This is a genomic window from Maribacter sedimenticola (assembly GCF_900188415.1).
Classification (GTDB): Bacteria; Bacteroidota; Bacteroidia; order Flavobacteriales; family Flavobacteriaceae; genus Maribacter; species Maribacter sedimenticola.
The window spans coordinates 33,824-57,572 of the sequence record NZ_FZNV01000004.1 but is presented as its reverse complement, the minus strand read 5'-3'; the positions used below and the strand labels follow the sequence as shown (position 1 = coordinate 57,572).

General features: G+C 39.4%; 17 protein-coding genes. 5 read left to right on the top strand and 12 right to left on the bottom strand.

The genetic code is table 11. The annotated features are described in order from the left end of the window. Window positions 1-5: 5 nt before the first annotated feature. The 4 genes from CHB68_RS12850 to CHB68_RS12835 form a co-directional block, all read right to left on the bottom strand. Window positions 6-2,066 (bottom strand): ATP-dependent helicase, encoded by a 2,061-nt coding sequence (locus tag CHB68_RS12850; RefSeq protein ID WP_089261320.1) that lies wholly within the window; start codon window positions 2,064-2,066, stop codon window positions 6-8. Between the two features lie 217 nt (window positions 2,067-2,283). Further along, the gene (ligD, locus tag CHB68_RS12845) at window positions 2,284-4,704 is read right to left on the bottom strand and encodes a DNA ligase D (protein ID WP_089261319.1); all 2,421 of its coding nucleotides are present in this window, start codon (window positions 4,702-4,704) and stop codon (window positions 2,284-2,286) included. A 3-nt stretch (window positions 4,705-4,707) separates the two neighbouring features. Beyond that, the gene (gene ku / locus CHB68_RS12840) at window positions 4,708-5,481 is read right to left on the bottom strand and encodes a non-homologous end joining protein Ku (RefSeq protein WP_089261318.1); all 774 of its coding nucleotides are present in this window, start codon (window positions 5,479-5,481) and stop codon (window positions 4,708-4,710) included. Window positions 5,482-5,555: 74 nt separating this feature from the next. Next, complete coding sequence (locus tag CHB68_RS12835; RefSeq protein ID WP_089261317.1) at window positions 5,556-5,897, bottom strand: hypothetical protein; 342 nt, start codon at window positions 5,895-5,897, stop codon at window positions 5,556-5,558. Between the two features lie 265 nt (window positions 5,898-6,162). On the opposite strand from CHB68_RS12835, the gene CHB68_RS12830 reads away from it, so the two are divergent. From CHB68_RS12830 to CHB68_RS12810, 5 genes are all read left to right on the top strand, one after another. After that, entirely contained in the window at window positions 6,163-6,525 is a 363-nt protein-coding gene (locus CHB68_RS12830; RefSeq protein ID WP_089261316.1) for a S24 family peptidase, read from the top strand. Next, on the top strand, window positions 6,522-7,796 hold the full coding sequence (locus tag CHB68_RS12825; RefSeq protein ID WP_089261315.1) for a Y-family DNA polymerase: 1,275 nt from the start codon (window positions 6,522-6,524) through the stop codon (window positions 7,794-7,796). Before CHB68_RS12830 ends, CHB68_RS12825 begins: the two co-directional genes overlap by 4 nt. A 256-nt stretch (window positions 7,797-8,052) precedes the next feature. Continuing rightward, a complete protein-coding gene (locus CHB68_RS12820; protein ID WP_089261314.1) occupies window positions 8,053-8,532 on the top strand; it encodes a (2Fe-2S)-binding protein in 480 nt (159 codons plus the stop codon). A gap of 1 nt (window position 8,533) precedes the next feature. Continuing rightward, a complete protein-coding gene (locus CHB68_RS12815; protein WP_089261313.1) occupies window positions 8,534-9,517 on the top strand; it encodes an FAD binding domain-containing protein in 984 nt (327 codons plus the stop codon). A gap of 11 nt (window positions 9,518-9,528) precedes the next feature. Next, a complete protein-coding gene (locus tag CHB68_RS12810) occupies window positions 9,529-11,736 on the top strand; it encodes a xanthine dehydrogenase family protein molybdopterin-binding subunit (RefSeq protein ID WP_089261312.1) in 2,208 nt (735 codons plus the stop codon). A gap of 37 nt (window positions 11,737-11,773) precedes the next feature. Here the strand turns inward: CHB68_RS12810 and CHB68_RS12805 are convergent, their stop codons facing one another. From CHB68_RS12805 to CHB68_RS12770, 8 genes are all read right to left on the bottom strand, one after another. Beyond that, window positions 11,774-12,562: a DUF6090 family protein gene (locus CHB68_RS12805; RefSeq protein WP_089261311.1), complete on the bottom strand. Its 789-nt coding sequence runs from the start codon at window positions 12,560-12,562 to the stop codon at window positions 11,774-11,776. A 247-nt stretch (window positions 12,563-12,809) separates the two neighbouring features. Further along, the gene (locus CHB68_RS12800; protein WP_089261310.1) at window positions 12,810-14,444 is read right to left on the bottom strand and encodes a sulfatase family protein; all 1,635 of its coding nucleotides are present in this window, start codon (window positions 14,442-14,444) and stop codon (window positions 12,810-12,812) included. Window positions 14,445-14,483: 39 nt separating this feature from the next. After that, on the bottom strand, window positions 14,484-16,754 hold the full coding sequence (gene bglX, locus CHB68_RS12795) for a beta-glucosidase BglX (protein ID WP_089261309.1): 2,271 nt from the start codon (window positions 16,752-16,754) through the stop codon (window positions 14,484-14,486). Between the two features lie 22 nt (window positions 16,755-16,776). Then, window positions 16,777-17,568: a carboxylesterase family protein gene (locus tag CHB68_RS12790; protein ID WP_089261308.1), complete on the bottom strand. Its 792-nt coding sequence runs from the start codon at window positions 17,566-17,568 to the stop codon at window positions 16,777-16,779. Next, the gene (locus CHB68_RS12785) at window positions 17,558-18,994 is read right to left on the bottom strand and encodes a glucoamylase family protein (protein ID WP_245838935.1); all 1,437 of its coding nucleotides are present in this window, start codon (window positions 18,992-18,994) and stop codon (window positions 17,558-17,560) included. Before CHB68_RS12785 ends, CHB68_RS12790 begins: the two co-directional genes overlap by 11 nt. Further along, window positions 18,991-20,349 carry a glucoamylase family protein gene (locus CHB68_RS12780; protein ID WP_089261306.1) on the bottom strand — a complete coding sequence of 453 codons (1,359 nt, stop codon included), beginning with the start codon at window positions 20,347-20,349 and terminating at the stop codon, window positions 18,991-18,993. Before CHB68_RS12780 ends, CHB68_RS12785 begins: the two co-directional genes overlap by 4 nt. Before the next feature lie 40 nt (window positions 20,350-20,389). Then, entirely contained in the window at window positions 20,390-22,189 is a 1,800-nt protein-coding gene (locus tag CHB68_RS12775; protein ID WP_089261305.1) for a LamG-like jellyroll fold domain-containing protein, read from the bottom strand. An 11-nt stretch (window positions 22,190-22,200) separates the two neighbouring features. Then, complete coding sequence (locus tag CHB68_RS12770) at window positions 22,201-23,748, bottom strand: RagB/SusD family nutrient uptake outer membrane protein (protein WP_089261304.1); 1,548 nt, start codon at window positions 23,746-23,748, stop codon at window positions 22,201-22,203. Window position 23,749: the final 1 nt, after the last annotated feature.

The following is a 23,749-nucleotide window of genomic DNA, read 5'->3' as shown; positions in this document are numbered from 1 at the left end:
GTTTACTAACTAAAATCCATTCCAGAGGAAAGATCTATTTGATTGGGTTCCGGTGCGTCCTTTACCTTATTGAAATCTTGGCCAATGGTTTGTTGTTCAACCAGTTTTTCCGGTAGTCCGGTAAGAAAATAGGTTTCGGCATCATCTGTAGCCTGTCCTGTATTGGACGGAATTGATTTACCGTGAATAGCGGCAATGGAAGCCGTATTTCTAGTGATGATCAATCTGTTTTTGGCTCTTGTAAGTGCTACATATAAGACCCGCCGGTCTTCTTCAATGGCATCCGTATCATCTAATGACCATGCTGACGGAAATGATTTTGGCGATACGTTCAATACAATGCATACATCTGCCTCAAGACCTTTGGCAGAATGAATGGTTGATATTATTACATGGTCCTTATTCTCGGAAGTTGCCAATTGAGATTCGCTCAACACAGGTGCACCGTTCATTTTTTCGGCATTGTCCAGAAGGCCCTCGCCAATAAACTCACCAAGGCTTGCATAACTATCCGCCAATAATTTTAACACAGGAAAATCACCCTTTCGTTTTTCCACCCAATCTTTTCTATATCTAAAGGCTAGGCCCAATGACATGGCCTCATATGCAATATCTACCATTTTTCCCACCTTGCCCTTTTCTTTTTGTACGGCATGGTACAATTGGGATATTTTTTGTCCATCCTTACCGGGTATCGCACTTTCCAACAAAGTTGGTATTTCGGTCTTACCTTCATCTGCAATGATAACGGCCATAATCCTAGATGCCCTTACCTCACCAATGCCTTCCCAAAAGGTTAAAAAGCGAACCCATGCAATCTCATCGTATGGATTGTTGACAATACGTAGCAAGGAGACCAAATCCTTTATGTGGGCGGCCTGCAAAAACTTACGCCCCCCATACGTGATGTAAGGTATTTTTCGTCTAATGAATACGGCCTGTAATGATTTGGTGTAAAATTGTGAACGGGACAATATGAGGTGGTCAGAAAATTTTCTGTCCTCATCCGTATAATTTTTTAAGACCTCATCGGCAACCCAATTGGCTTCTTGCCATTCATCACTTACATTTAATAAAATAGGCAGTTCACCGCTTCCTCTAATAGACTGTAATCTTTTATCATACGCAATTGGCGATTTATCCAATAACCAATTGGAAATATCCAATATCTCTTGGGTAGACCTGTAATTTTTCTCCAGTTTATAGACTTCAGATTCTTTTACACGTTCTTTAAATTGATGTACGTTCTTAAAGTCAGCTCCTCGAAAAGAGTAGATGGACTGCGCATCGTCTCCCACACAGAACAAACTGCAGATTTCAATGAAAGGTGATAACAGTTCCCATTGCAGCGGATTGGTATCCTGCATTTCATCTACCAAGAGATAATCCAGATCTTGGGAAAGTAGTTTTCTTGCCTCGGGATTCTTTTTTAGTTGTGTGGCCACAACCAACAACAGGTCGTCATAATCCAAATACCTTTGCTCCATTTTTTTCTTTTGATAAGCTCGGAGCAACAGTTCTACATTGGGCTTCATTGCCGTAATCTCATATTCGGTATCCTTGTCCTGTTTACCCTTATAAATCAAAGTGCGTAATGATTCCGTCAGATTTTTTTTGGTATTCCGGGCATAGGAATAGACATCCAGTAATTGTTGAGGTTTTATGCGTAGTTTTCCGTAAGCCTCATTATGATGACCGGCAACCATTTTCATGACTCCCAATTGATCGTCAGGATCTATTACGGTAAAACTGGCCGCCCCAAATAGATTGGGGTATTTAATGATCAATTGGTTACACCAAGAATGAAAGGTAGCTCCGTTCAATGTGCGTCCACTGGATTGTGGCAGGCCGGCCTTTACACGTTCAACAATTTCATTGGCCGCTTTCTTAGTAAAGGTCAGAATTTGAATTTTTGATGGATCGGCCCCATTTTCAATTAGATAGGATGCCCGTGCAATTATGGTACGCGTTTTTCCTGTACCTGCACCGGCAAGTACAAGTAAATGTTTACCTGCATAGGTTACGGCCTTTAATTGGCCCTTGTTTAATTCTTCCTTTAAATGCATTTAAGTTTGTTCAGTACATAAATGACCGCAGAGCAATATGCCCGTACGTTAAAACAAATGCTATCATAAACAGTGAAAACGTGCTCTGTTTAAATAGAATTGGTGAATTTTTTGGTGAGGTTGATTTGTTTACAAAATTAATTAAAATATACATGACGGGGTAGTGGTTAAAGGTTTGGTAAACTATGGACCTAATAATATAGTTTTAATTTGCTCATTATCTAAATTCTAATTCCGTCAATACCTTTGCCATATCAAATTCAGTATTGTTTATAAGATTAAATAAGTCTCCTTCTTGCTCCAGTCGTTTAGGGTAGGTCTTCATAACATAGCGTTGGGGGTTTAATTTGTCGTTCAATTCTTCCCAATAAATAGGTGCGGAAATAGGGGCATTGGCAATAGGCCTAACGGAATGTACAGAGGCGATCGTATGTCCCTTTCTATTTTGTAAATAGTCCAAATAAATTTTTCCTTCACGTTTTTTTATAGTACGCTCCATGGTAGTCAATGAGGGCAACCGTTCTTCAATGACATGGCACAATAGTTTTATGAAATTACGCACCTCTTCATAGGTGTAGGCAGCCTGCATGGGAATATAAATGTGAATGCCCCTTGATCCCGAAACTTTACAAAAACTTGGGGCGGCTATCCCGGTAAGTAGGTTTTTAAATTCTTTTGCCACCTTTACCACCTTCTTAAAATCCATTTCCTTAGGGGGGTCCAAATCAATTATTCCATAATCTGGATAATCCAAATGCTGTATTCTTGAACTCCAAGGATTAATTTCAATACAACCTAAATTGGCCATATATAGCAATGTAGCCGTGTTCTGGCATAATAGATAATTGATATCCCTATTGGATGATTTGGAATATATAGGGATAGTTTCTATCCAATCTGGCAAATTTTCATTGTCCTTTTGATAAAAACTTTCTTGTTGTATGCCATTGGGATGCCTGTGTAGACTTTGGGGCCTATCTTTCAAATGTGGTAGAATGTAGGTTGCAATCTGTACATAGTAATCAATTAGATCATACTTTTTTAATCCGGAATTAGGCCAATATATTTTATCCAAATTACTAATGGGTACTTTAAAGCCATCGACTACTAACGTCTCCTTTCCAACATTTTTGGGGCCAGTTGAACTATGTACGGCTTTTGGCTCCTGGCCCATTGTTGGTATTGTGCTCTTTATGCGCTTAAATACCGGATTTCTTAATAAACCATTTTTAGTACGTTCCGTAAATTTTACCTCACATTCTATAAGCGGTAGCACAAAATGTGCCTTTCGTCCCTTTAAAGATATTTTTTTATCAAACGGATATTCAGAGGTTTTCAGTGGTAAAAGTGCATTATATAATTCATTACGCTGTGCAGTGGAAAACCCAGAACCACAATTACCAACATAGATTAACCTGCCATCCTCTTCTGTTCCAAGAATAAGGGAGCCTACACGTTCCGCACTGTTAGATGATTCCGTATATCCGCAGATAAAGGCATCCAGGCTTTGAATTCCTTTTATCTTTAACCACTTGTCCGTTCTATAACCAAGGGTGTATGTAGAATTAGCTTCCTTAGCTATTACTCCTTCCATACCTACTTCAATAGCCTTTTGGTACAATGCAGTTCCCATTCCTTCCACATGGTCACAATACTTGCTGATCTTTAAATCTTCAAGTACTTCGGGTATCAGGCTTTTTCGTTCACGTAACGTTAAGTCCAACATACTGTGTCCGTTTAAATACAGCATATCAAATACATAATATCTTAATTCTCCTTTGGCATCAGGATAATTTTGAAGTTCCCCAAATTGCGACACACCGTTGTAATCAACCAAAACTACTTCACCATCTAAAATAACTTCATTGTCCAATAATTGAAGTTCATCATATAATTTGGAGAATTTGGTATTGTAGTTAATACCGTTTCTGGATTGTAAAAGGATACCACTTTCAGCTACATGAGCAATAACCCTATAACCATCCCATTTAAGTTCATAGATAAAATTGGGATCATTGAAAATGGTTTTGGTACTTGTAGCCAACATGGGTTGTACAACGCGACCAGGATGCAGATTTTGTGGGTATTCTTTTATATTGCGGTCCGTTACCGGAACCAATGTTTCTGCATTATAGAAAGCATCAATGGCATACGTATCTTTTTTCTTTAATAACAACCACTGCTCACTGCTTCCCTTTGGGGTAGTACGTACCAAAGCAAAGCGACCTTTAATTTTTTTTCCATGGAAGAATAATTTAAGATTGCCTATCGCCAATTGTTCCAAAAGCGGTTTATCAGTTTCCAGGTGATCAATCTCAAATATGCCATCATCCCATATTTTCATTATACCTGCACCATAATTACCTTTTGGAATTGTGCCTTGAAATTTAAGATAGGGTATAGGGTGATCCTCCGTTCTTACCGCCAATCGTTTATCTGACGGATTCATGGATGGCCCTTTGGGAATTGCCCAACTTTTTAAGGTGCCATCAATTTCCAATCGTAAGTCGTAGTGCAAATGAGAGGCTTGATGTCGTTGTATTACAAATCGTTGGGTGTGGGCACCACTTACTATTTCCCCTTTGGGTTCGGGGGTAGCGGTAAAGTCTCTTTTATCATTATATATCTTTAGACTCAAAGGTTATGATGCTTGTTTTTCACGTTTTTTCAAACTTGCTTTTAATTGTGCCATTAAATCTTTTGCAGGCGTTGGTTTTGCTTCGAATTTTTCTGCTTTACTTGTTTTACCGGTAGCTTTAGATTCAATAATTTTTAAAAGTTGCTCGTTGTATACATCCTTGAACTTTGCAAAATTGAACTCTTCCGTATATTGGTCTATTAATGAAATTGCCATGTCCAATTCCTTTTTGGCAATTTTGGTGTTGGGTAGCTCCAATTCCCCAGTATCCCTTATTTCATCCTCGAACCTAATTACATGTAGTACCAGCGCATCTTCATATACCCCAATTAGGGAAAGGTGCTCCTTTTGGCGCATTACAAAGGTGGCCACTCCTAATTTTTCTGTTTTTTTCAATGCATTTCGCAATAGTGTATAAGACTTTTCACCTCCCTTTTGCGGTTTAATGAAATACGGTTTTTTAAAAAGCACATCGGACACTTCGTCTTCCATGATGAACTGTTCAATATCAATAGTCTTACTTTTTTTCATATTGGCGTTCTCAAAATCCTCCTTTTCCAAAACGATATAGGTATCATCCTTTTTATATCCTTTGACTATATCTTTCCACTCAACTTCCTTTCCCGTATCCTCATTGACCCTTTTATATCGTATCCTTGCACCATCATGGCTGTCCAACATATCCAGATCCAATTTTCGGTCCTCAGACCCAGAAAATAATTTTATGGGGATAGATACCAGTCCAAAACTTATGGAACCATTCCAAATTGATCTCATATAGCATATATTTTATCTATTGAAAGCAGTGTATTGCTAACTTTTTTTACAACTAACATCTATTATTTTAGAGTTTAGTGAGATAATTCCCAAGAACGTATTTCTTCCGCAATGACCTGTGGAGATTGTTTTCTTTTTTGTGCTATACTTTGAATGAGCGCACCAATGTTCTCCGTTTTAAATTCCTCTTCCATTTCATTTAATTCCGGAAATTTGGCAAGGTATTCATCTCTTACCGCCAACCATTGTTTTTCTAGATGAACATCATCAGCATCAATATTTACTCCACCATTATTTACAGGATTACCTACCTCTTTTTTATTTGTGCTGTCCACATCCTCAGCTGTTTTTAATCCTTGATTTTGTTGAACTTCATTGGTTAAGCCTAATTCGTCATTTTTATATTTAGTACCCATAATTTTATTATTTATGTTTTATAGGTGAAGTTACTATTGTACCGTGGAGTAAACTACCTCTAACTATTTAATAATTAACCGTATCCGTTATGGGATTGTATAGTTCTACTTTAATTAAAATCAATTTATTTTAGTTTCCCTTATCAGGATTAGTGAATAACTCTTTATAAAAATAATTATATTATTTGGAATATATCCTTAATTTTGGAATAAATCCAAATATTTAGATAGTATTTTAAATTTTGCTAATGAGTCAGGAATTTTTATGAGGGACGAAGAATTACGGTTAGTCAAGAAAGCGGATAAAAGCTATAGGGTGCAGCGGCCTTCCCAAACGGGATTTTCAAGTCCTGCAACGCATTATAATGAACCCAGAATAGATTTGAACGAAACACTGGTAAGCAATTCGTCCGCCACCTTTTTTATTAGGGTGGCAGACGATTCCTTTCAAACTTTCGGTATTGCCAAGAACGATGTACTTATTGTAGATAAGTCCTTGGTTCCTAAACCGGCGCAGTTGATCTTGGCCAGTGTGGATGATGCATTTCATATCATGCGTGTAGGTAAAGCAGGAGATCCTTTAAACTTATGGGGCGTAATAACCTATATCATAAAATCGGTTATATGATTGCGTTGGTAGATTGTAATAGTTTTTACGCTTCTTGCGAACAGGTATTTAGGCCTGACCTTAAAAATAAACCTGTAGTAGTATTAAGTAATAATGACGGGTGTATTATTGCGGCCAATAAGGAGGCCAAGGCTTTGACGGAAATACCTATGTTTCAACCTATTTTTAAAATCAGGAAATTGTTAAATGCCCATAAGGTTACTTACTTCTCTTCCAATTACACGTTATATAGTGATATGTCAAAAAGGGTAATGCAGACCTTGCATCAATTTTCTCCTTTGGTAGAAGAGTACAGTATTGATGAAAGTTTTGTGGATTTGTCTCATTATGACCCAGCAGAGTTAACAGCATTGGCGCAAAGAATGAAGGATACCATTGTCAAAAACACCGGCATACTTGTAGGTGTAGGAATTGCAAAGACCAAATCCCTGTCCAAACTGGCAAACAAGTATGCCAAGAAAGTAGCATCCAACAATAATATCTACATTGTGGATTCTGAAGAAAAAAGAAAATATCTTTTACACAATCTTTTGGTACAGGATATATGGGGAATAGGCAAAAAGCATGCTATTCGATTGCAGAACAACCATATACGCACTGCATTGGATTTTGCCAATATGCCCGTAGCTTGGGTAAGGAAAGAGATGACGGTAATTGGAGAGCGCCTGTGGCGGGAGCTGAACAATATTCCGTGTCTGGAACTCGTGTTGCAACCCAATGCCAAGAAAGGTATAGGAACCGCAAAATCTTTTGGCTATAAATTGACTGATTATACTTTGATAGAGGAAGCATGTAGTTACTATGTTGCTGAGGTAGCTGATCTATTAAGGCAGCAACAAAGCGCTGCAGCACAGATTGAAGTATCCTTACAGACCAATGAGCATAGTGCGGTAGATAAGCAATACCGTAATAAAATCGTCATTACCTTGGATACCCCCACAGATAGTACCGCAAAATTAACCAAAGAAGCGCTTAAAGGTCTTCGCCAAATATTCCGGCAAGGATATCGCTATAAAAAAGTGGGCATCAACTTAACGCAGCTAGTACAAAAAAACGAAGTGCAGACTAATTTATTCCATACCCCCCATAAAAGTGAAAGTGAAGCAATTACCAATGTAATTGATAATCTGAACAATAGGTATGGAAAAAATAAGATTAAATTAGCCACTGTAGGTAACCGCGATAAGGAATGGGCACTTATCAAAGAGCACAGAAGTCCAAGATATACTACCCAATGGAATGAACTCTTAACCATTGGGCGTACCCTATAATATCTTCATTTTCATTGTAGTATACGGTTATTTTTTGGTGTTCCATAAATTCTAAAAGAATGCAAACCCACTTTCCTTAATGGGTCAATAAAACATTTTATAGGACAATGCAAAACCTAGGGTAAGGCTAATTTTATGCATCGTGCAAAACCATTGCTCAGCTTAGAATAAATAACATGTGGTGTGTAACTTATGATATCACAATTAATAAATTCTTCGTCCATGGTGGTTCTGTACTTTATCTAAAATATAGACCATGGGATTTTTAAGCGAAAATGATATTGAACTACACATTAATGGTAAAAAACATCAAATTACCATACCCATCAGTACTACTCTTTTGGACGCTCTACGGGAAGTCCTGAATTTAACAGGTACAAAGAAAGGGTGTGACCATGGCCAATGTGGAGCATGTACCGTCCTAGTAGATGGTAAAGCCATAAATTCTTGTCTTTCATTGGCGGTTATGAACGATGATAAGGAAATCGTAACTATAGAAGGTCTGGCCAACGATGATGGTTTACACCAAGTGCAGCAGGCTTTTATTGAAAACGATGCCTTTCAGTGCGGTTATTGTACTTCAGGACAAATATGTTCAATGGTAAGTATGCTCAAAATGGGCAAAGGAAAAACACCGGAGGAAATCAGGGACCTTATGAGCGGTAATTTATGCCGGTGCGGCGCCTATGCCAATATTTTTAAGGTAGCGGAAGCAATGGTAGCAAAAAATAACTGATATGAATGATTTTAACTATAGTAGGTTCGTGGATATAGGGCAAGCGGTAGATGACCTGACCAAAAAAAATTATGCAAAACCCATAGCTGGAGGCACCAATTTGTTGGACCTAATGAAATATAGGGTAGAGAATCCGCACTACCTGTTAGATGTCAATCGTTTGCCTTATCGAGAAATCGTAGAAGCATCTAACGGTGGATTACGTTTGGGCGCAATGGTGACCAATGCGGATACGGCGTACCATTCGTTAGTGGAAAAAAACTATCCTTTATTGTCCAAAGCCATCCTGTCCGGTGCTTCAGCGCAATTAAGAAATGCCGCAACCAATGGTGGAAATCTTATGCAGCGTACTCGTTGCTATTACTTCTATGATACGGCCACACCATGTAATAAGAGAGAACCAGGAAGCGGTTGTTCCGCATTTGGGGGTTTTAATAGAATTCACGCTATTTTAGGGACTAGCGACACCTGTATTGCTACACATCCATCGGATATGTGCGTGGCCTTGGCGGCCTTGGATGCGGAGATTGTTGTGCAAGGTGGGGAAGGGGAGCGCAGAATACCAATTTTGGAATTTCATAGACTACCTGGTGATACTCCGCAAAAGGATAACCATCTCAAGTCTAATGAAATAATCACCTTCATTGATTTACCTGCAGAAACATATAATCAAAATTTTGCCTATATCAAGGTCCGTGATAGACCTTCCTATGCATTTGCATTGGTTTCAGTAGCAGCGGCAATGAAACTTACGGATAATCGTATTGAGAACATAAGGGTAGCCTTAGGCGGTGTTTCCCATAAACCGTGGCGTTTGCCGCAAGTGGAAGAGAAATTTGTGGGTAAGGAGGCCAATAACGAAAATTTTGAACAACTAGCTGAAGAATTATTGGACGGGGCCCAAGGTTTTGGTGATAATGATTTTAAAATAAAGTTGGCGCATAAAACAATAATTAGGGCTTTGAACGAGGCCAGGACACTATAACACAATTGCAAATGGATACGGCATATATAGGAAAATCTAGGAAACGGGTAGATGGAGTAAAGAAGGTTACCGGGTCGGCAACCTATGCGGGCGAATTTAAACCTGAAGGATTGGTTCATGGCTATGTGGTGAACAGTACCATTGCCAATGGAAAAATTGTGGCTATACATACCGGTAAGGCAAAAATGATAGATGGCGTACTTGACATTTTCACCCACGAAAACCTACCGGATGATGTACGGCAAAATGTTGATTATACGGACCCGTTGTCCCCACCCGGTCATCCTTTTAGACCTTTGTATAACGACCAGGTACTATACAACGGTCAACCTATTGCATTGGTAGTAGCGGAAAGCTTTGAATTGGCACGTTATGCCGCCGGCTTGGTTGAGGTGGAGTATTTAGCAGAAGAATGTACTACGGACATTAAAAAAAATATGGGCAATGCAACCACGGAGGGTGTAGAGGATACCGCACCGGATAGAGGTAATGCAGAACTATCATATGCTAACGCTGCTGTAAAGATAGATGTGGAATACAGTCAGCCTAGACATTACCATAATCCTATGGAACCTCATGTTTCTATAGCGGAATGGAACGCAAAAACTCAATCCTTTAAAATATATGATAAAGTACAGGGTGTAAACAGTAGCCAGGAATATATATGCGGAATATTTAACTTGGATACGGAAAATGTTCAAATATTATCACCCTACGTGGGCGGAGGTTTTGGTTCTGGACTTCGTCCTCAGTATCAGCTGTTCTTGGCGGCCATGGCAGCACGTGAACTTCAAAGACCTGTAAAGGTTTCTTTGACAAGGCGACAAATGTTTTCCTTTGGTCATAGACCTGCCTGTATTCAACAACTACAAATGGGTGCTTCCAAGGAAGGTAAATTGAAATCCATTATTCATAAGGCATACGGGGAAACCTCAAAATTTGAAAAATATAATGAAACTATCGTAGATTGGTCCGGTATGATGTATCAGTGCGATAATGTTAAACTGGAATATCGTCTAATACCCGTAAATGTCTATACACCAATGGATATGAGGGCTCCAGGAGGAGCTACGGGTATGTTTGCCTTGGAATGTGCAATGGATGAGCTTGCCATAAAAGCAAATATAGACCCGTTGGAATTTAGGCTTTTAAATTATGCGGATAAGGACCAAAATGAGGACAAACCCTTTTCAAGCAAAGAATTAAGGGAATGTTACCGGCAGGCGGCATCGCATTTTGGCTGGTATAATAGACATACGAAAACACAAATAAAAGATGATTCCATATTGGTGGGTTACGGTATGGCAACAGGATGTTGGGAAGCTATGCAACAAAAATCATCTGCTAAGGCTGTACTTACTTCTTCGGGTAAATTAGTGGTCAGTTCAAGTACTGCGGATATTGGTACCGGAACTTATACGGTGATGTCACAGATTGCCGGGGATACCTTGGGTATTGCTATGGAAGAAATTACATTTCAATTAGGAGACACCTCATTGCCCAAAGCACCTATAGAAGGGGGTTCCTGGACGGTATCTTCAGTAGGCTCCGCGGTAAAGGCGGTCTGTAATCATTTAAAAAAACAATTGATAGATCTGGCAAAGGTAAACGTTGACGAAGATTTGGATCATGTTAATTATGATGAGGTATCCTGTACTGATGGAACATTGCTTTTTCCAAACGGTACATTGATCAATATGAGCACTTTATTGTTAACGGCCGGACTTGATTCTATTGAGGCTGAAAATGCATTAGAGCCTGAAGTACGCCAAGAACAATATTCTTCTTATGCACATTCATGTGTTATGGTTGAGGTCCATGTTGATAAGGATTTAGGTATGATTACTGTACCTAGGGTTACCAGTGCAATTGCAGGTGGACGAATCATTAATCCTAAAACGGCAGAGAGCCAAATTTTGGGTGCTATTACATGGGGCATAGGTATGGCCTTGGAAGAAGAGGGTATGATAGACGACCGCAGTGGTAGAATCATGAATGCCAATCTTGCGGAGTACCATATGGCAGTCCACGCCGATGTTCAACAGCTAAATGTACTTTTCGTGGAAGAGCATGATGATATAGTAAATCCGTTAGGGGCAAAAGGACTTGGGGAAATAGGGATTGTTGGAGTTGCCTCTGCAATTGCCAATGCCGTTTTTGATGCTTCTGGAAAACGGGTGCGCAACTTACCTATTACATTGGATAAGCTGTTGGAATAAGTGTGGAAAACTTTGTTTGATTTTAGTCCAGTTTTCCTTAGTTCATAATTTCGCTTTCCAACATATCCAATGTGGTGAGCATCTTATTCTTAAGTGTTTCCCCTTCTAAATTACACACTTGGGAAAATGTAAAAATAAAGGTTGCCAACCCTTCAATCCTATAATCATTTAAAATGGAAGGTACGTCTATAGCTTTTGGACTATTACCCAAGGTTAAAATTTTTGTATTCTGTCCTTGGTCCAAAAAGCCCATTCTTAATTCTTGTGCTTTCCAAAATACATGATTGGCGTTTCTCATTATACCAACTTCTTTCATAAACGGAATGATTTCGGAAATATAATGTTCATGTTGTATCTGTTCAGATTCACTATAGGCTTTAAAATCCGATGTCCAATGGGAGAGTAGTTGTTTTAAACTATCATTTCGAATCAATTTAATGTTTTCCAGATTCATTAAATCATTTTCTATGGGGTCAAAAGTGGGATCCATAAAAAAGGTGGCAAATATTTTTGAAAGGGAATCTTGACTTATGGAAATATTATTTGATGTGATATCCAAAATTGTAAGGCTTTCTGAAATCAACTTTCTTCTCATTTCAATCTTGTTTTCCAACTGTTGAAGGTTTGATCTGTAGTCTGCTCTAATTTGTTTTAAAATTACCTGTTCTTGTTCAATATTATTGTGCTCTTCATTTTTGTTGTTAATGGCTAACGCTATTAAAATACCAATGACCACCAATACTATTTCTCCAATAGCATAAATGATATACTTGCTGAATTTACTTTCTTCAAGTAATCGTTGTCTAAATTTTCTTAAAATTTTCATGTTTGGTATTTATACTGCTTTGGAACGAATGAAAAAGAGGTAGCACCTGATAAACTTTTTGATTCTCCCCATATACATAATCTGTACTATTTTCTGCTATTTTCTATGGATTAGGAAAGCTAAATCTTATAAAACATGACGTTCTATATATGCAAGACCATTAAATATAGCACATTTAATTACAGGTTGAAGAATATGATTCAACTGTTTTCATAACAGTACTTTAGAAGATGTAGTGCTGGAGCAATTATTCAAAAGCCGGAGTGCCCCTTAATCGTTTAAATTGCTCGTAGGCGTTGTCCACTTTTTCTTTAGGAGCTTTTTTAAATTCAGTTTCGGTAACCTTGTAATGTGTTTGTACGCTATCCAGTTTAATGCGCATTCTATGTAAGACCTGGGCATAATCGGTATTCATGATCAAATTCATTTTTTCATTTGGATCTTTTTCAAGGTCGTATAACTCCCAAGTATCTATATCATCATAAAAATGTATTAGTTTATAACGTTTTGTTCGTATACCGTAATGCTTCTTCACCATGTGAAATGCAGGGTAATCGTAATAATGATAGTAAACCACATCTCTGTAATCGTCTTCGTTAAGTGTCCCGTTCAATAATCCGAAAAAAGATTCTCCTTGCATGTCTTTACTTAAATTGGAAAACCCGGTAAGTTCTAAAAAAGTAGGGGCGAAATCTAGATTTTGCACCATGGCACTGATTTTATTTCCTGGTCTTATGGTACCAGGTAACTGCATTAGTAATGGCGTTTTAAAAGATTCTTCATACATAAAACGTTTATCGAACCAACCATTTTCACCCATCCAAAAACCTTGATCGGAAGTATAGACCACTAGTGTGTTTTTGTCAAGACCGCTTTCTTCCAAGTAATCAAGTATTTTGCCGACACCCTCATCTACTGCGGCAATAGTTGCCATATAATCTTGAAGGTAACGCTGACCCTTCCAGATGGCCAAATCTTTACCGGTTAAGTGAGCTTTATGAAAGTCGTTGTTTTTATCTAAGTAAGCGGCGTCCCAAGCGTCACGTTGCTTTGGGGTCATTCTATCAAAGTCCGTGGTCCATGGATTGTTCAGGAGTTGTATGCTCCCAAAAGATTGGGTCATTTTTAAATCATGCCCTTCGTACATGTCATTATATATGGTCTGTAGTTGCTCTTTAGAAGCCCATTGTTTATTAAAATCAGGAAAATAACTATCGGGTAATGGAAATTGTATAGAATCGTAAAGGTTTGCATGTCGCAGTGCGGGCATCCAATTTCTATGCGGGGCCTTATGCTGTACCATTAGAAAAAATGGAAGAGAATCTGTTCGGCCCTGTTGCAGCCACTGTAAGGCATCATTGGTAATAATATCGGTAGCATAGCCTTCTACACGGGTTGTATCGCCATGTTCAATAAAATCAGGATTATAATAGTTTCCTTGGTCTACAATAATTTTCCAATGATCAAATCCTTCCGGATAACCATGTAAATGCCACTTACCGAATACTGCGGTGTTATAACCGGATTGCTGTAGCATTTTGGGTAATGTGGGCTGACTACCCTTAAAGTGATCTCCGTTTTGTCTAAATCCGTTGATATGGCTATGTTTTCCGGTGAGGATAACTGCTCTGCTAGGACCACAAATGGAGTTGGTAACAAAACTGTTTTGGAATATGGCTCCATTCTCGGCAATCCTATCAATATTAGGGGTATTTGCCAATTTGCTGATGGGGTGGCCATAAGCACTTATTGCTTGAATGGCGTGATCATCTGCCATGATAAATACGATATTTGGTTTTTCAGCGGTTTTTTTACTCGTATTTATTTTGGTGTTACAAGCAATGGTCAATAAGCCTATAAGCGTTAGGATGCCTAGTCGCATAGTCGAATTCAATTTTATTCTAAATATTGGATCAAAGATTTATTCCAGTTCAAATTCAGTAGACATCTCAGCATTGGAATTTCCACCTACGAAAACAATAAACTTCCCTGGTTCAGCTACAAATTTTAATTCACTGTTATAGAATTTTAAATCATTTGCAGAAAGGGGGATAGTCACTCTTTGGCTTTCCCCTTTTTTCAGGAATATTTTTTTAAAACCTTTAAGCTGTCTTTTTGGAGGTGTTATACTGCGGACCTCATCTTTTAAGTAGAGTTGAACTACTTCTTCACCATCATAATTACCAGTGTTTTTTACGGTAAACGAGATATTTACAGCTTCATCTTGTGCTATTTTTTTCTTGTCAACAGCTATTGCACTATATTCAAATGTGGTATAACTCAGCCCATAACCAAAAGAGAAAAGGGGAGATAGTTCACTATCTAGGTAATTGGATTTGAACTTTTCAAATGTATGGGTAGGTGCTGGTCTTCCTGTATTTTTCATACTGTGGTATATGGGAATTTGCCCCACGTTTCTAGGCCAACTTGCCGTTAATTTACCTGACGGATTATAATCTCCAAAAAGCACATCTGCAATAGCGTTACCGGCTTCAACACCAGGGTTCCAAACTTGCAGAATACTTACCGGTAGGTTAAATTCTTCTGCGATGGTCAGTGGTCTTCCACTAAAAAGTACCAGTACCACAGGTTTGCCGGTCTCTGCCAAGGCATTGATTAATTTTTTTTGACTCTGAGGCATTGATATTTCGGTTCTACTAGCTGCTTCCCCTGCAAACTCAGAAGCTTCCCCGACCACGGCAACGATGACGTCTGCATTTTTAGTGTTTTGCAAAGCTTCTGCAATCATGGCATCTGGCGATCGTTTATCAATATCTACGCGTAGCCCAAAAACATTGGCACGTGAAGCCAGTTCATGGTCATTGGTGATATTAGCCCCTTTGGCGTACGTTATCTTAGCTTTTGGAGCTACATTTTTTAAACCTTCTAAAACAGGAATGGATAACTGAGGGTCTCCCGTAGGTGCCCATGTACCCAGCATATTGTTTTTATCATTTGCCAAAGGACCAACCAATGCGATTTTAGCATCTTTTTGTAAAGGAAGTACGTTGTTCTCGTTTTTGAGAAGTACAAAGGATTGTGTGGCAATTTTTCTGGCAGCTGCTCTGTTTTCTGCGGTAAGGATATCCTTTTTAGGTCTTGAAGTGTCCGAGTATTTATAAGGGTCATCAAACAGTCCCAATTGATGCTTTGCGGTTAAAATCCTTCTACAGGCAATTGTAATGGCTTCTTCGGTTACCTTGCCTTCTTGTACAGATTTCTTAAGTGTGGTCAAAAAACCTTCGCCCACCATATCCATATCAAGTCCCGCATTAATGGCTTGGGCAGAAACAGCTTGCAGGTCTCCCAATCCATGCGCGGTCATTTCATTTACAGAAGTATAATCAGAAACAACAAAACCTTTAAAGCCCCATTGCTTTCTTAATAGGTCCGTAATCAACCATTTATTCCCAGTAGCAGGTATACCGTCAATATCATTAAAAGATGTCATGGCGCTACCTACGCCGGCATCTACAGCTGCTTGGTACGGTGGTAGATATTGGTTGTACATTTTCACCTTACTCATATCAACCGAATTATAATCACGCCCAGCTTCAACGGCACCGTACAATGCCAAATGCTTAACCGTGGCCATCATGGTAAATTCATTTTTTAAATCTTTACCTTGGTAACCTTTCACCATTGCCTTTGCAATAGCCGATCCTAAGTATGGGTCTTCGCCAGAACCTTCAGAAATTCTTCCCCATCTGGCATCACGGGAAATATCTACCATTGGCGAAAAATTCCAGTTAATACCATCTGCGGTAGCTTCTTTTGCAGCCATTTTTGCGGCACTTTCAATTAGTTCCATATTCCAACTAGAAGCCACACCCAATGGAATAGGGTAGGTGGTCTTGTAACCGTGAATAATATCGGAACCTATTAATAAAGGGATTTTTAATCTAGAATTTTTTATCGCTATTTCTTGTGCCTGCCTAACTTTCTCTGGTCCTGATACACCAAATAAACCACCTACTTGACCAGCTTTTATTTTTGCTTCAACATTTTCACTTACAACAGACCCCGTAGCAATACCGCCACCAGGTGTCAATAGATTTAGCTGTCCTATCTTTTCATCTAAAGTCATTTTGCTCAATAAGGCTTCAACTTCAGGTATGGTTTCTTGCGCAGACATTTTAGAAATGGCAAAAGACAATAGGAGTAATGGTATTAATTTATAGGTATGAGACATAAATATCGGTTTTAATGACCTTTTATTCTTTGTTCAAGGAGTTAGAGAAAAGCCATGGTAATAAATCTGGTTCTGCAAAAGCAGGATCCCAACTATTATGGTTGGCAAAATCATATAAGGTAAGCCGGGGGAAAGCTCCCTCATGTAGTAAAGCACTAACCATTTCCATTGTTTGTAAAGGGGCAACAACGTTATCATGAGCACCATGAAATGCCCATACAGGAATTTTCTTCGCGTAATTTGTTGCGTAAGCTGGGTCGCCCGCTCCACATATTGCAATTGCGGCAGCAAAACGGTCTGGTTGTCTTGCTAAAAGTTCATAGGTGCCCATACCGCCCATAGAAAGCCCCATGACATAAGTTTTGTTTTTATCTACAAAGTCTTCTTTTTCATAATTTTCCAATAATTGCAGCACAAGGTCCATTGCCTTGGTTGGTCCTTTTTTAAATTGAAAGTCCAATTGAACAGGGTAGTTGCTACGATCTACGTTTACCTGAGCCCAATAATCATCTTTAGGGCATTGTGGCATAATAACAATTGCGGGAAATTTGGTTCTATTGTTTTGGTTAAGAAATAGAGCACTACCATGTGTTAATTGTTTTTGGTTGTCATTGCCTCTTTCACCCGCACCATGTAAAAATAAGATTAACGGATATGTTTTTTCCGCGTCAAAATTTTCAGGATATAGCATTCGATATGGCAATGTATCACCTTTTATGATCAATGCTTTCTTTTCAAAAGAACCGGTATCCTGTGCGAAAGCTGTAAAGCTGCATATAAAAATAAGGGCGAGAAGTAAGTGTTCATTTTTCATACGTAAAACCTAGTTTGTCAAGACCGTTTTGAATGTCTTCATTCTGCATGAAAAGATTCCAAAGTAAGCCTGTTCTGTAGTTTTCTATCATTATGATTTCAGGTCCTTGGTCAATCGCCAAATAAGCTTTAGCAACCCAAAAGTTGTTTTGCGGACTAAAAGCATCATAAAATCCTGCCGGTCCCAATAATTTATCTTTATGTTGATAAAAATAGCGTAGCGCTTTTAGAGATTCTTCTGGAGTGTAAGGAATGGAACTGATTGCCGCTGTTGGTGATATTACACCTATGTCATTACTTGGGCTATGTGCGTTATACCCTAAGGTACCATCAGTATTTCTAGAATAACTGGCTGTTAATCCCCAGCAATTTTCGCCATAATCGATGAAATTTTTAGGATTATCTACGCAGTACAGATAATTGATTTTAGCATGGTTGATGGCCGCAGCACCATAATCAACGAATTCGTCGTTCAAATTATGTGGCTTGAGTCCTAAATAAGAGTAGTGCGAAAAAAATAATGGTCCGCCATTAGTGGAGTTTCCTGCATGATCCACAATCAACGGAATAGTATAGGCACTAGTAGCATCTGTAATAGCTCCGTTAGATGCCCAGCCATTGGTATATACCTCTTTTTCAATAGAAAATTCTGGTGAAGCGGCAGCCATTACGTAAGTAATCATTACTTCATTATATCCTTTCAATTCTAGATTGATATCAAAACCAAAATTAGGACTCCAGTGCCAGTAAAGGCTATTTTTATCTTGCGTGTACCAGTTCCACTCAACCCCTTTCCATAGTGCATCTGCCTTATCGGCTAAAGATTTTTCGGTTTCGTCACCATCTTTAAAATATTCCTTAATACAGATCAAGCCCTGCACCAAAAATGCGGTTTCTACAAGGTCGCCACCATTGTCCATTTCACTAAAAGGTCTAACGGTACCATTGGTGCCGTCTAACCAGTGTGGCCATGCACCGTGAAAACGATCAGCAGTTTCCAAGAAACTTAAGATTTGATCAATACGTACTACAGATTCGTTTCTGCTTATAAAACCTCTTTCTACACCTACAATCAAAGCCATTAAACCAAAACCGGTACCGCCAACACTAACCGTATTTGGGTCGTTTGATGGTTCAATGGGGTGAAAACGTTCACGCGCAGCACCAGAGTTTGCCTCGGCAAAATCCCAAAAGTATTTGAAGGTTTCTCGTTGGGTAAGGTCTAAAAGTTCCTCATCTGTAATATCGGGTACTTCAGGGTCTGGTTCTGGTTCTGTAGGTATTTCCGGTAGCTCAGATTGCCCAGTTGGGGCATCGGGTTCCGATGTTGAACAGGCCACTATGGACATCGTCAGTACTCCAAAAAATACAACAAGTATCTTTTGGAAGTTATTCTTATTGCATCTATGTAGGTTTGTTACCTTCATTTTGGAGATACAACTGAAAACCCAAGTTTGTCCAATCCGTTACGAACATCGTCATTGGTCATAAAAAGCATCCAGAACAGTCCGCTTCTATGATTTTCGATCATCACCGGAATAGGTCCTTGATCAATGGCCAAATATCTGGGCAACACCCAATTTTCTTCTAAGCTAAACGCATCATATGGGCCGTATTTACCCACAAGCGTATCATGGTTGGTGTACAGGTTTCTTAAAAATGCCATGCTCTCTTTAGGTGCATATGGCATGGAAGAAAGTGCCGCAGTTGGCGAAATAACGCTAATATCCCTATCTGGTCTATGACCTGCGTAACCTTTCATGGAGTAACTTGATGTGAGGCCCCATAAATCTTCTCCGTAACCTTTATAATTCTTAGGGTTATCTACCGCATATTTGTACTGTATTATGGTATGGTTACGGTTCAATTCCCAGTAATCTGCATATTGATCTTTTAAGCCTTTAGGGTTTAAACCTGTAAAAGAATAGTGTGCCCAGAACATTGGGCCTACCGGAGAGGCATCATGCTCGTAATGATCTAAAACAGTGGGTAGACCATAAAATGTAGTATCTTTTGTTATAGCCCCATTTCTAGCCCAACCTTTGTCATAAACTTCTTTTTTTATTGGATGGGTGGGAGATGCCGCTGCCAAAATGTACATGATCAACGCTTCATTATAACCACCCACGGGGAAATTCATATCCCATTCATATTCTGGCGACCAGTGCCAGTACAATACGTTTTCACCTTTGGTATACCAATCCCATTCCACATCTTCCCATAATTGCTGTATTCGTTGGGCTAATTTTTGCTCTCGTTCATTACCGTTTTTGAAATATTCTTTAACGGTCAACAAGCCTTCTATAAGAAATGCGGTCTCTACAAGGTCTCCACCATTATCTTTTTTGCTGAACGGGGTCGTTTTGCCATCTGGGGTCAACCAGTGTGGCCATGCACCATGAAAACGATCGGCTTTATCAAGGAAATCTACCGCTTTTTCCAGTCGTTCCAAACCCATTTCGCGTGTTATGAATTCTCTTTCTATACCTACTAAAATGGCCATAACACCAAACCCTGATCCACCAATGGTTATAATATCCTTGTCATGTGACGGGTATATATTATCTAAATGAATTCTTTCCCTTGCCAGACCTGATGTGGGTTCTGCACCCTCCCAGAAATAATTGAAGGTCTGTTTTTGTACGGAATCCAATAATTGTTCATCCGTAATCTCCGTAAGTTTTTTGGACTCCTCTTGCCCATTGTCCTTGGACTTTGAGGATTGACCGTTACAGCCCACTAACAAAGCTGCAACGGTCATTGAAATTAAAAATAACCTCATAAAAATCTACTACATTAACTTAATTAAACTACACTATTTATTAAAGACCTGCTTGTCTTATATCTTGAATTTCCTGTTGGGTCAATGCCTTGTTGTATAATCTAAGCTCATCAATAAAACTTAGGTCGGCACCGTGTCCCCATTCCGTAAACCTTGGGGCTCCTGATCCAATGGAAAGGATATCGCACCCAGTCCAATCCACACCTGAAAAATTGCCTTGAGAAACAACCTCACCATCAAAATAGACCACACATTCGGTTCCAGAAATGGTAAAGGCCAAATGCACCCAGTCTGTGGTGGTAGGATCCAGTGCAGCGGCATCGCCACCATCAAACCATGAATCTGCTTCACCGTTACCCACGTTCAACTTAAATACTTGGCGTGTGGCATCGCCCTCTCTGAAAAACCTGAATCCGTTGGTACGTTTGTTCTGTACATCGGGATAAGCTGCGTTATCCACATCTTCTGGACCCATAACCAAAATTGCTCCACGGGTTGGGTCGGCATTTAGTTTGTACCAAAAAGTTGCACTAAATTCCTCTGTAGTAAGCGGTCCGGATTCATTCGTTGGAAACGTTAAATAGGAATCTGTTGCACCGGCATAGGCGTTATCACCTTCTACACTTTCACCGGCATAACCTGGTGTACCTATAACGGTAGCGTCAATGTTTCTAAAACGTTCGTTGTAAGTGCCATCAAAAGGCATGTAAAACATTTCACCGTTGAACGTAGGAGGGTAGGTTGATACAAATTCCCCAGAATCATCTGCCATTATTTGCTGAATTTCTTCTTGGGATATAGCCCTGTTGAAGATGCGTAGTTCATCCATTAAACTTTCGTCAGACCAGTGGTTCCATTGTGTAAAGTTAGGAGCGCCCGACATGATGGATAGCACATTGACATCCGTCCAATCAATTCCATTAAAAGCACCCTCGCTAGCAATTTGACCGTCAATATATACTACAGCTTTAGCACCGGAAATAGTAAAAGCGAAGTTTACCCATTCTCCGGTAGAAGGGTCTACGTCTGCAGCTTCACCACCGTATAACCAAGTACCGGCATCACCAGAACCAACATTTAATTTAAAGCGTTGATTGCCATTAGCGTTTTCACGGAAAAAACGAAATCCTTTGGTAAGGTCGTTATTGGTGCCATCCACTAAAGGTGGACTCATAGTCAATACACCTGCGCGATCGGGAGTACTGTTTATTTTCATCCAGAAGATAGCACTGAATTCTGCATTCTTGAAGCGTTCAGGGTCTAAGGTCAGATAGGTATCTGTTGCCCCTTGGTATGATCCGTCTCCGGCAATATTATCTTCACTAATAGAAGGACTTCCAAATTCCTGGGCTTCCTCAAAGCTGATCAGGTCAACGTAAGCGCCATCAAAGGGCATATATAAAATTTCTCCAGGATATTTAACGACATAGGCAGGTTCTTTTGTAAAATTGACCGTGCCATTTGTTGTTTTGCCTTCTAGGTCTGTTGCCGTTACGGTGAGCACATGATCACCGTCCGCCAGTTGGTCATAAACCAAATCATCTACCACAAGTCTCCTATAATCCAGAAAGTTTGAATAGGTCTTTAAAATAGTACCATCCAGGGCTACTTGTACCGAAGCCAATTCTATATCATCTTTTGCTTCAAATTTTATGGTAATCGTTGCCAGTTCTTCATTGACCTTTACCGCTAAACCTTCAGTAGGGGAGATAATTGTAATGCTGGGAGCCGTTTCATCCGCGCCTGGGTCAACCTCGGTTAGTGAATCAATACCATCTTCACAGGCAACCAAAAGAAAGGCGGCCATCAAGAGGGTAATTACGTATTTAAAATGTTTCATGGTTGTTTTTTTTAGTTTGCTATTTCACCTAATATTGGAAACTCGTCTATCTGATCTTGATGATAGGTTACAAAGGCCTTATCTTCCGTAAAGGTTCTTCCATCGTAACTTAGCTCATCATACCTGCCCAATCTTACCATATCGAAAAAGCGTTTTCCCCATTCCATTGAAAGCTCTGCATATTTTTCATCTACGATCTGATCTAGTGTAACACCACTTAATGGAGCCATATTGGCTCTTGCCCGTACTTGATTAACCGCCTCATCTGCAGTCATTACTGAGTTATTGGCTCCTTGAACCAAAGCTTCTGCATACATTAACAATGTTTCCGAGTAACGGAAAACAATATTGTTCTTGTTACTACCATAAGCCGTACGGCCCGGTATTAATTGATTGGTAGGTAAATAATGTTTACCACTGGAAAATATTGAACGAACCGTTGATGTATTTTCATCACCATCCCTAGTTACGGGAGATACAAACGAAGGAAGGGTTTCTGCCGTATACGACGTTGTGGCGATCAAACTGTCAATACCCTTTTGGCTAAAGAAAACCGAAGTTTCCAGACGATCGGTCTCGCCTCTGTCCAACATAAATTCAATATATTTTAAGGTAGGTTCAAAGAATCCCCATCCGTTACTGGAACCATCAACTTCTGGGTTCCATGAGTTAGGACCATAAGGAGCGTACAAGTGACTTACACGTTCACCTTCACCGTTGCCGAAATCCGAATATTGAAATTCAAATAAATTTTCGTTGCTTAGTTTACCGGGAGTTTTGAACAACTCATAATAATCTGGGAACAAACTGAACTTGCCCGAAGCTATAATTTCACCTGTAGCATCTGCTACGGCTTGGTAATTTTCTAATTCTTGATTGGCCTCTGCCTTTAGCATTAAAGCGGTGTATTTGGTAACCCCACCAGGTAAATCCGTATGCTCATTTGGTCTGAGGTCAAGTAAGAACGGAATTGCTTCGTCCATTTGGTCAGAGATATGTTGCATAACTTCATCCTTACTAGGTACCGATGTCACATCTGCAAAATCATTTAAATCTGATGAAGTTGGAATAAATACCGAACCATATACTTGGGATAATTGAAAGAGTAACACGGCGCGCAATACTTTTGCCTCTGCAATATATTGGTTACCTAAGGCAATGCCTTCATCATCTGCAAACTCCATATATCGTTCTATCTGCTCCATACCGGTATGTGCACCTATGATATCACCATAATAAGTTTCCCATAAGGTTCTTGATCCAAAGAATGAATTATCGTACACATAACGGTCTTGGTTTTTTAACCCTTGTTGATCACCGGCGGCATTGACATCATCACCTCTAGTGGAAACAACCAAGGGTTGTTCCCAACCTCTATCAGCGACAGATTGGTATACCCCGATCAATGAAAATATCATATCATCGGTTTGGGAGAAGTCCGTTCCTCCTGCGAAATTATTGTTCAGTTCCGGTTGGTCCAGCTCATCTGAACAACCCATTAGTACAGTACCTAGAAAGGCTAAAAGCACTGTTAGTTTGTTAACTTTTATATATTTCATA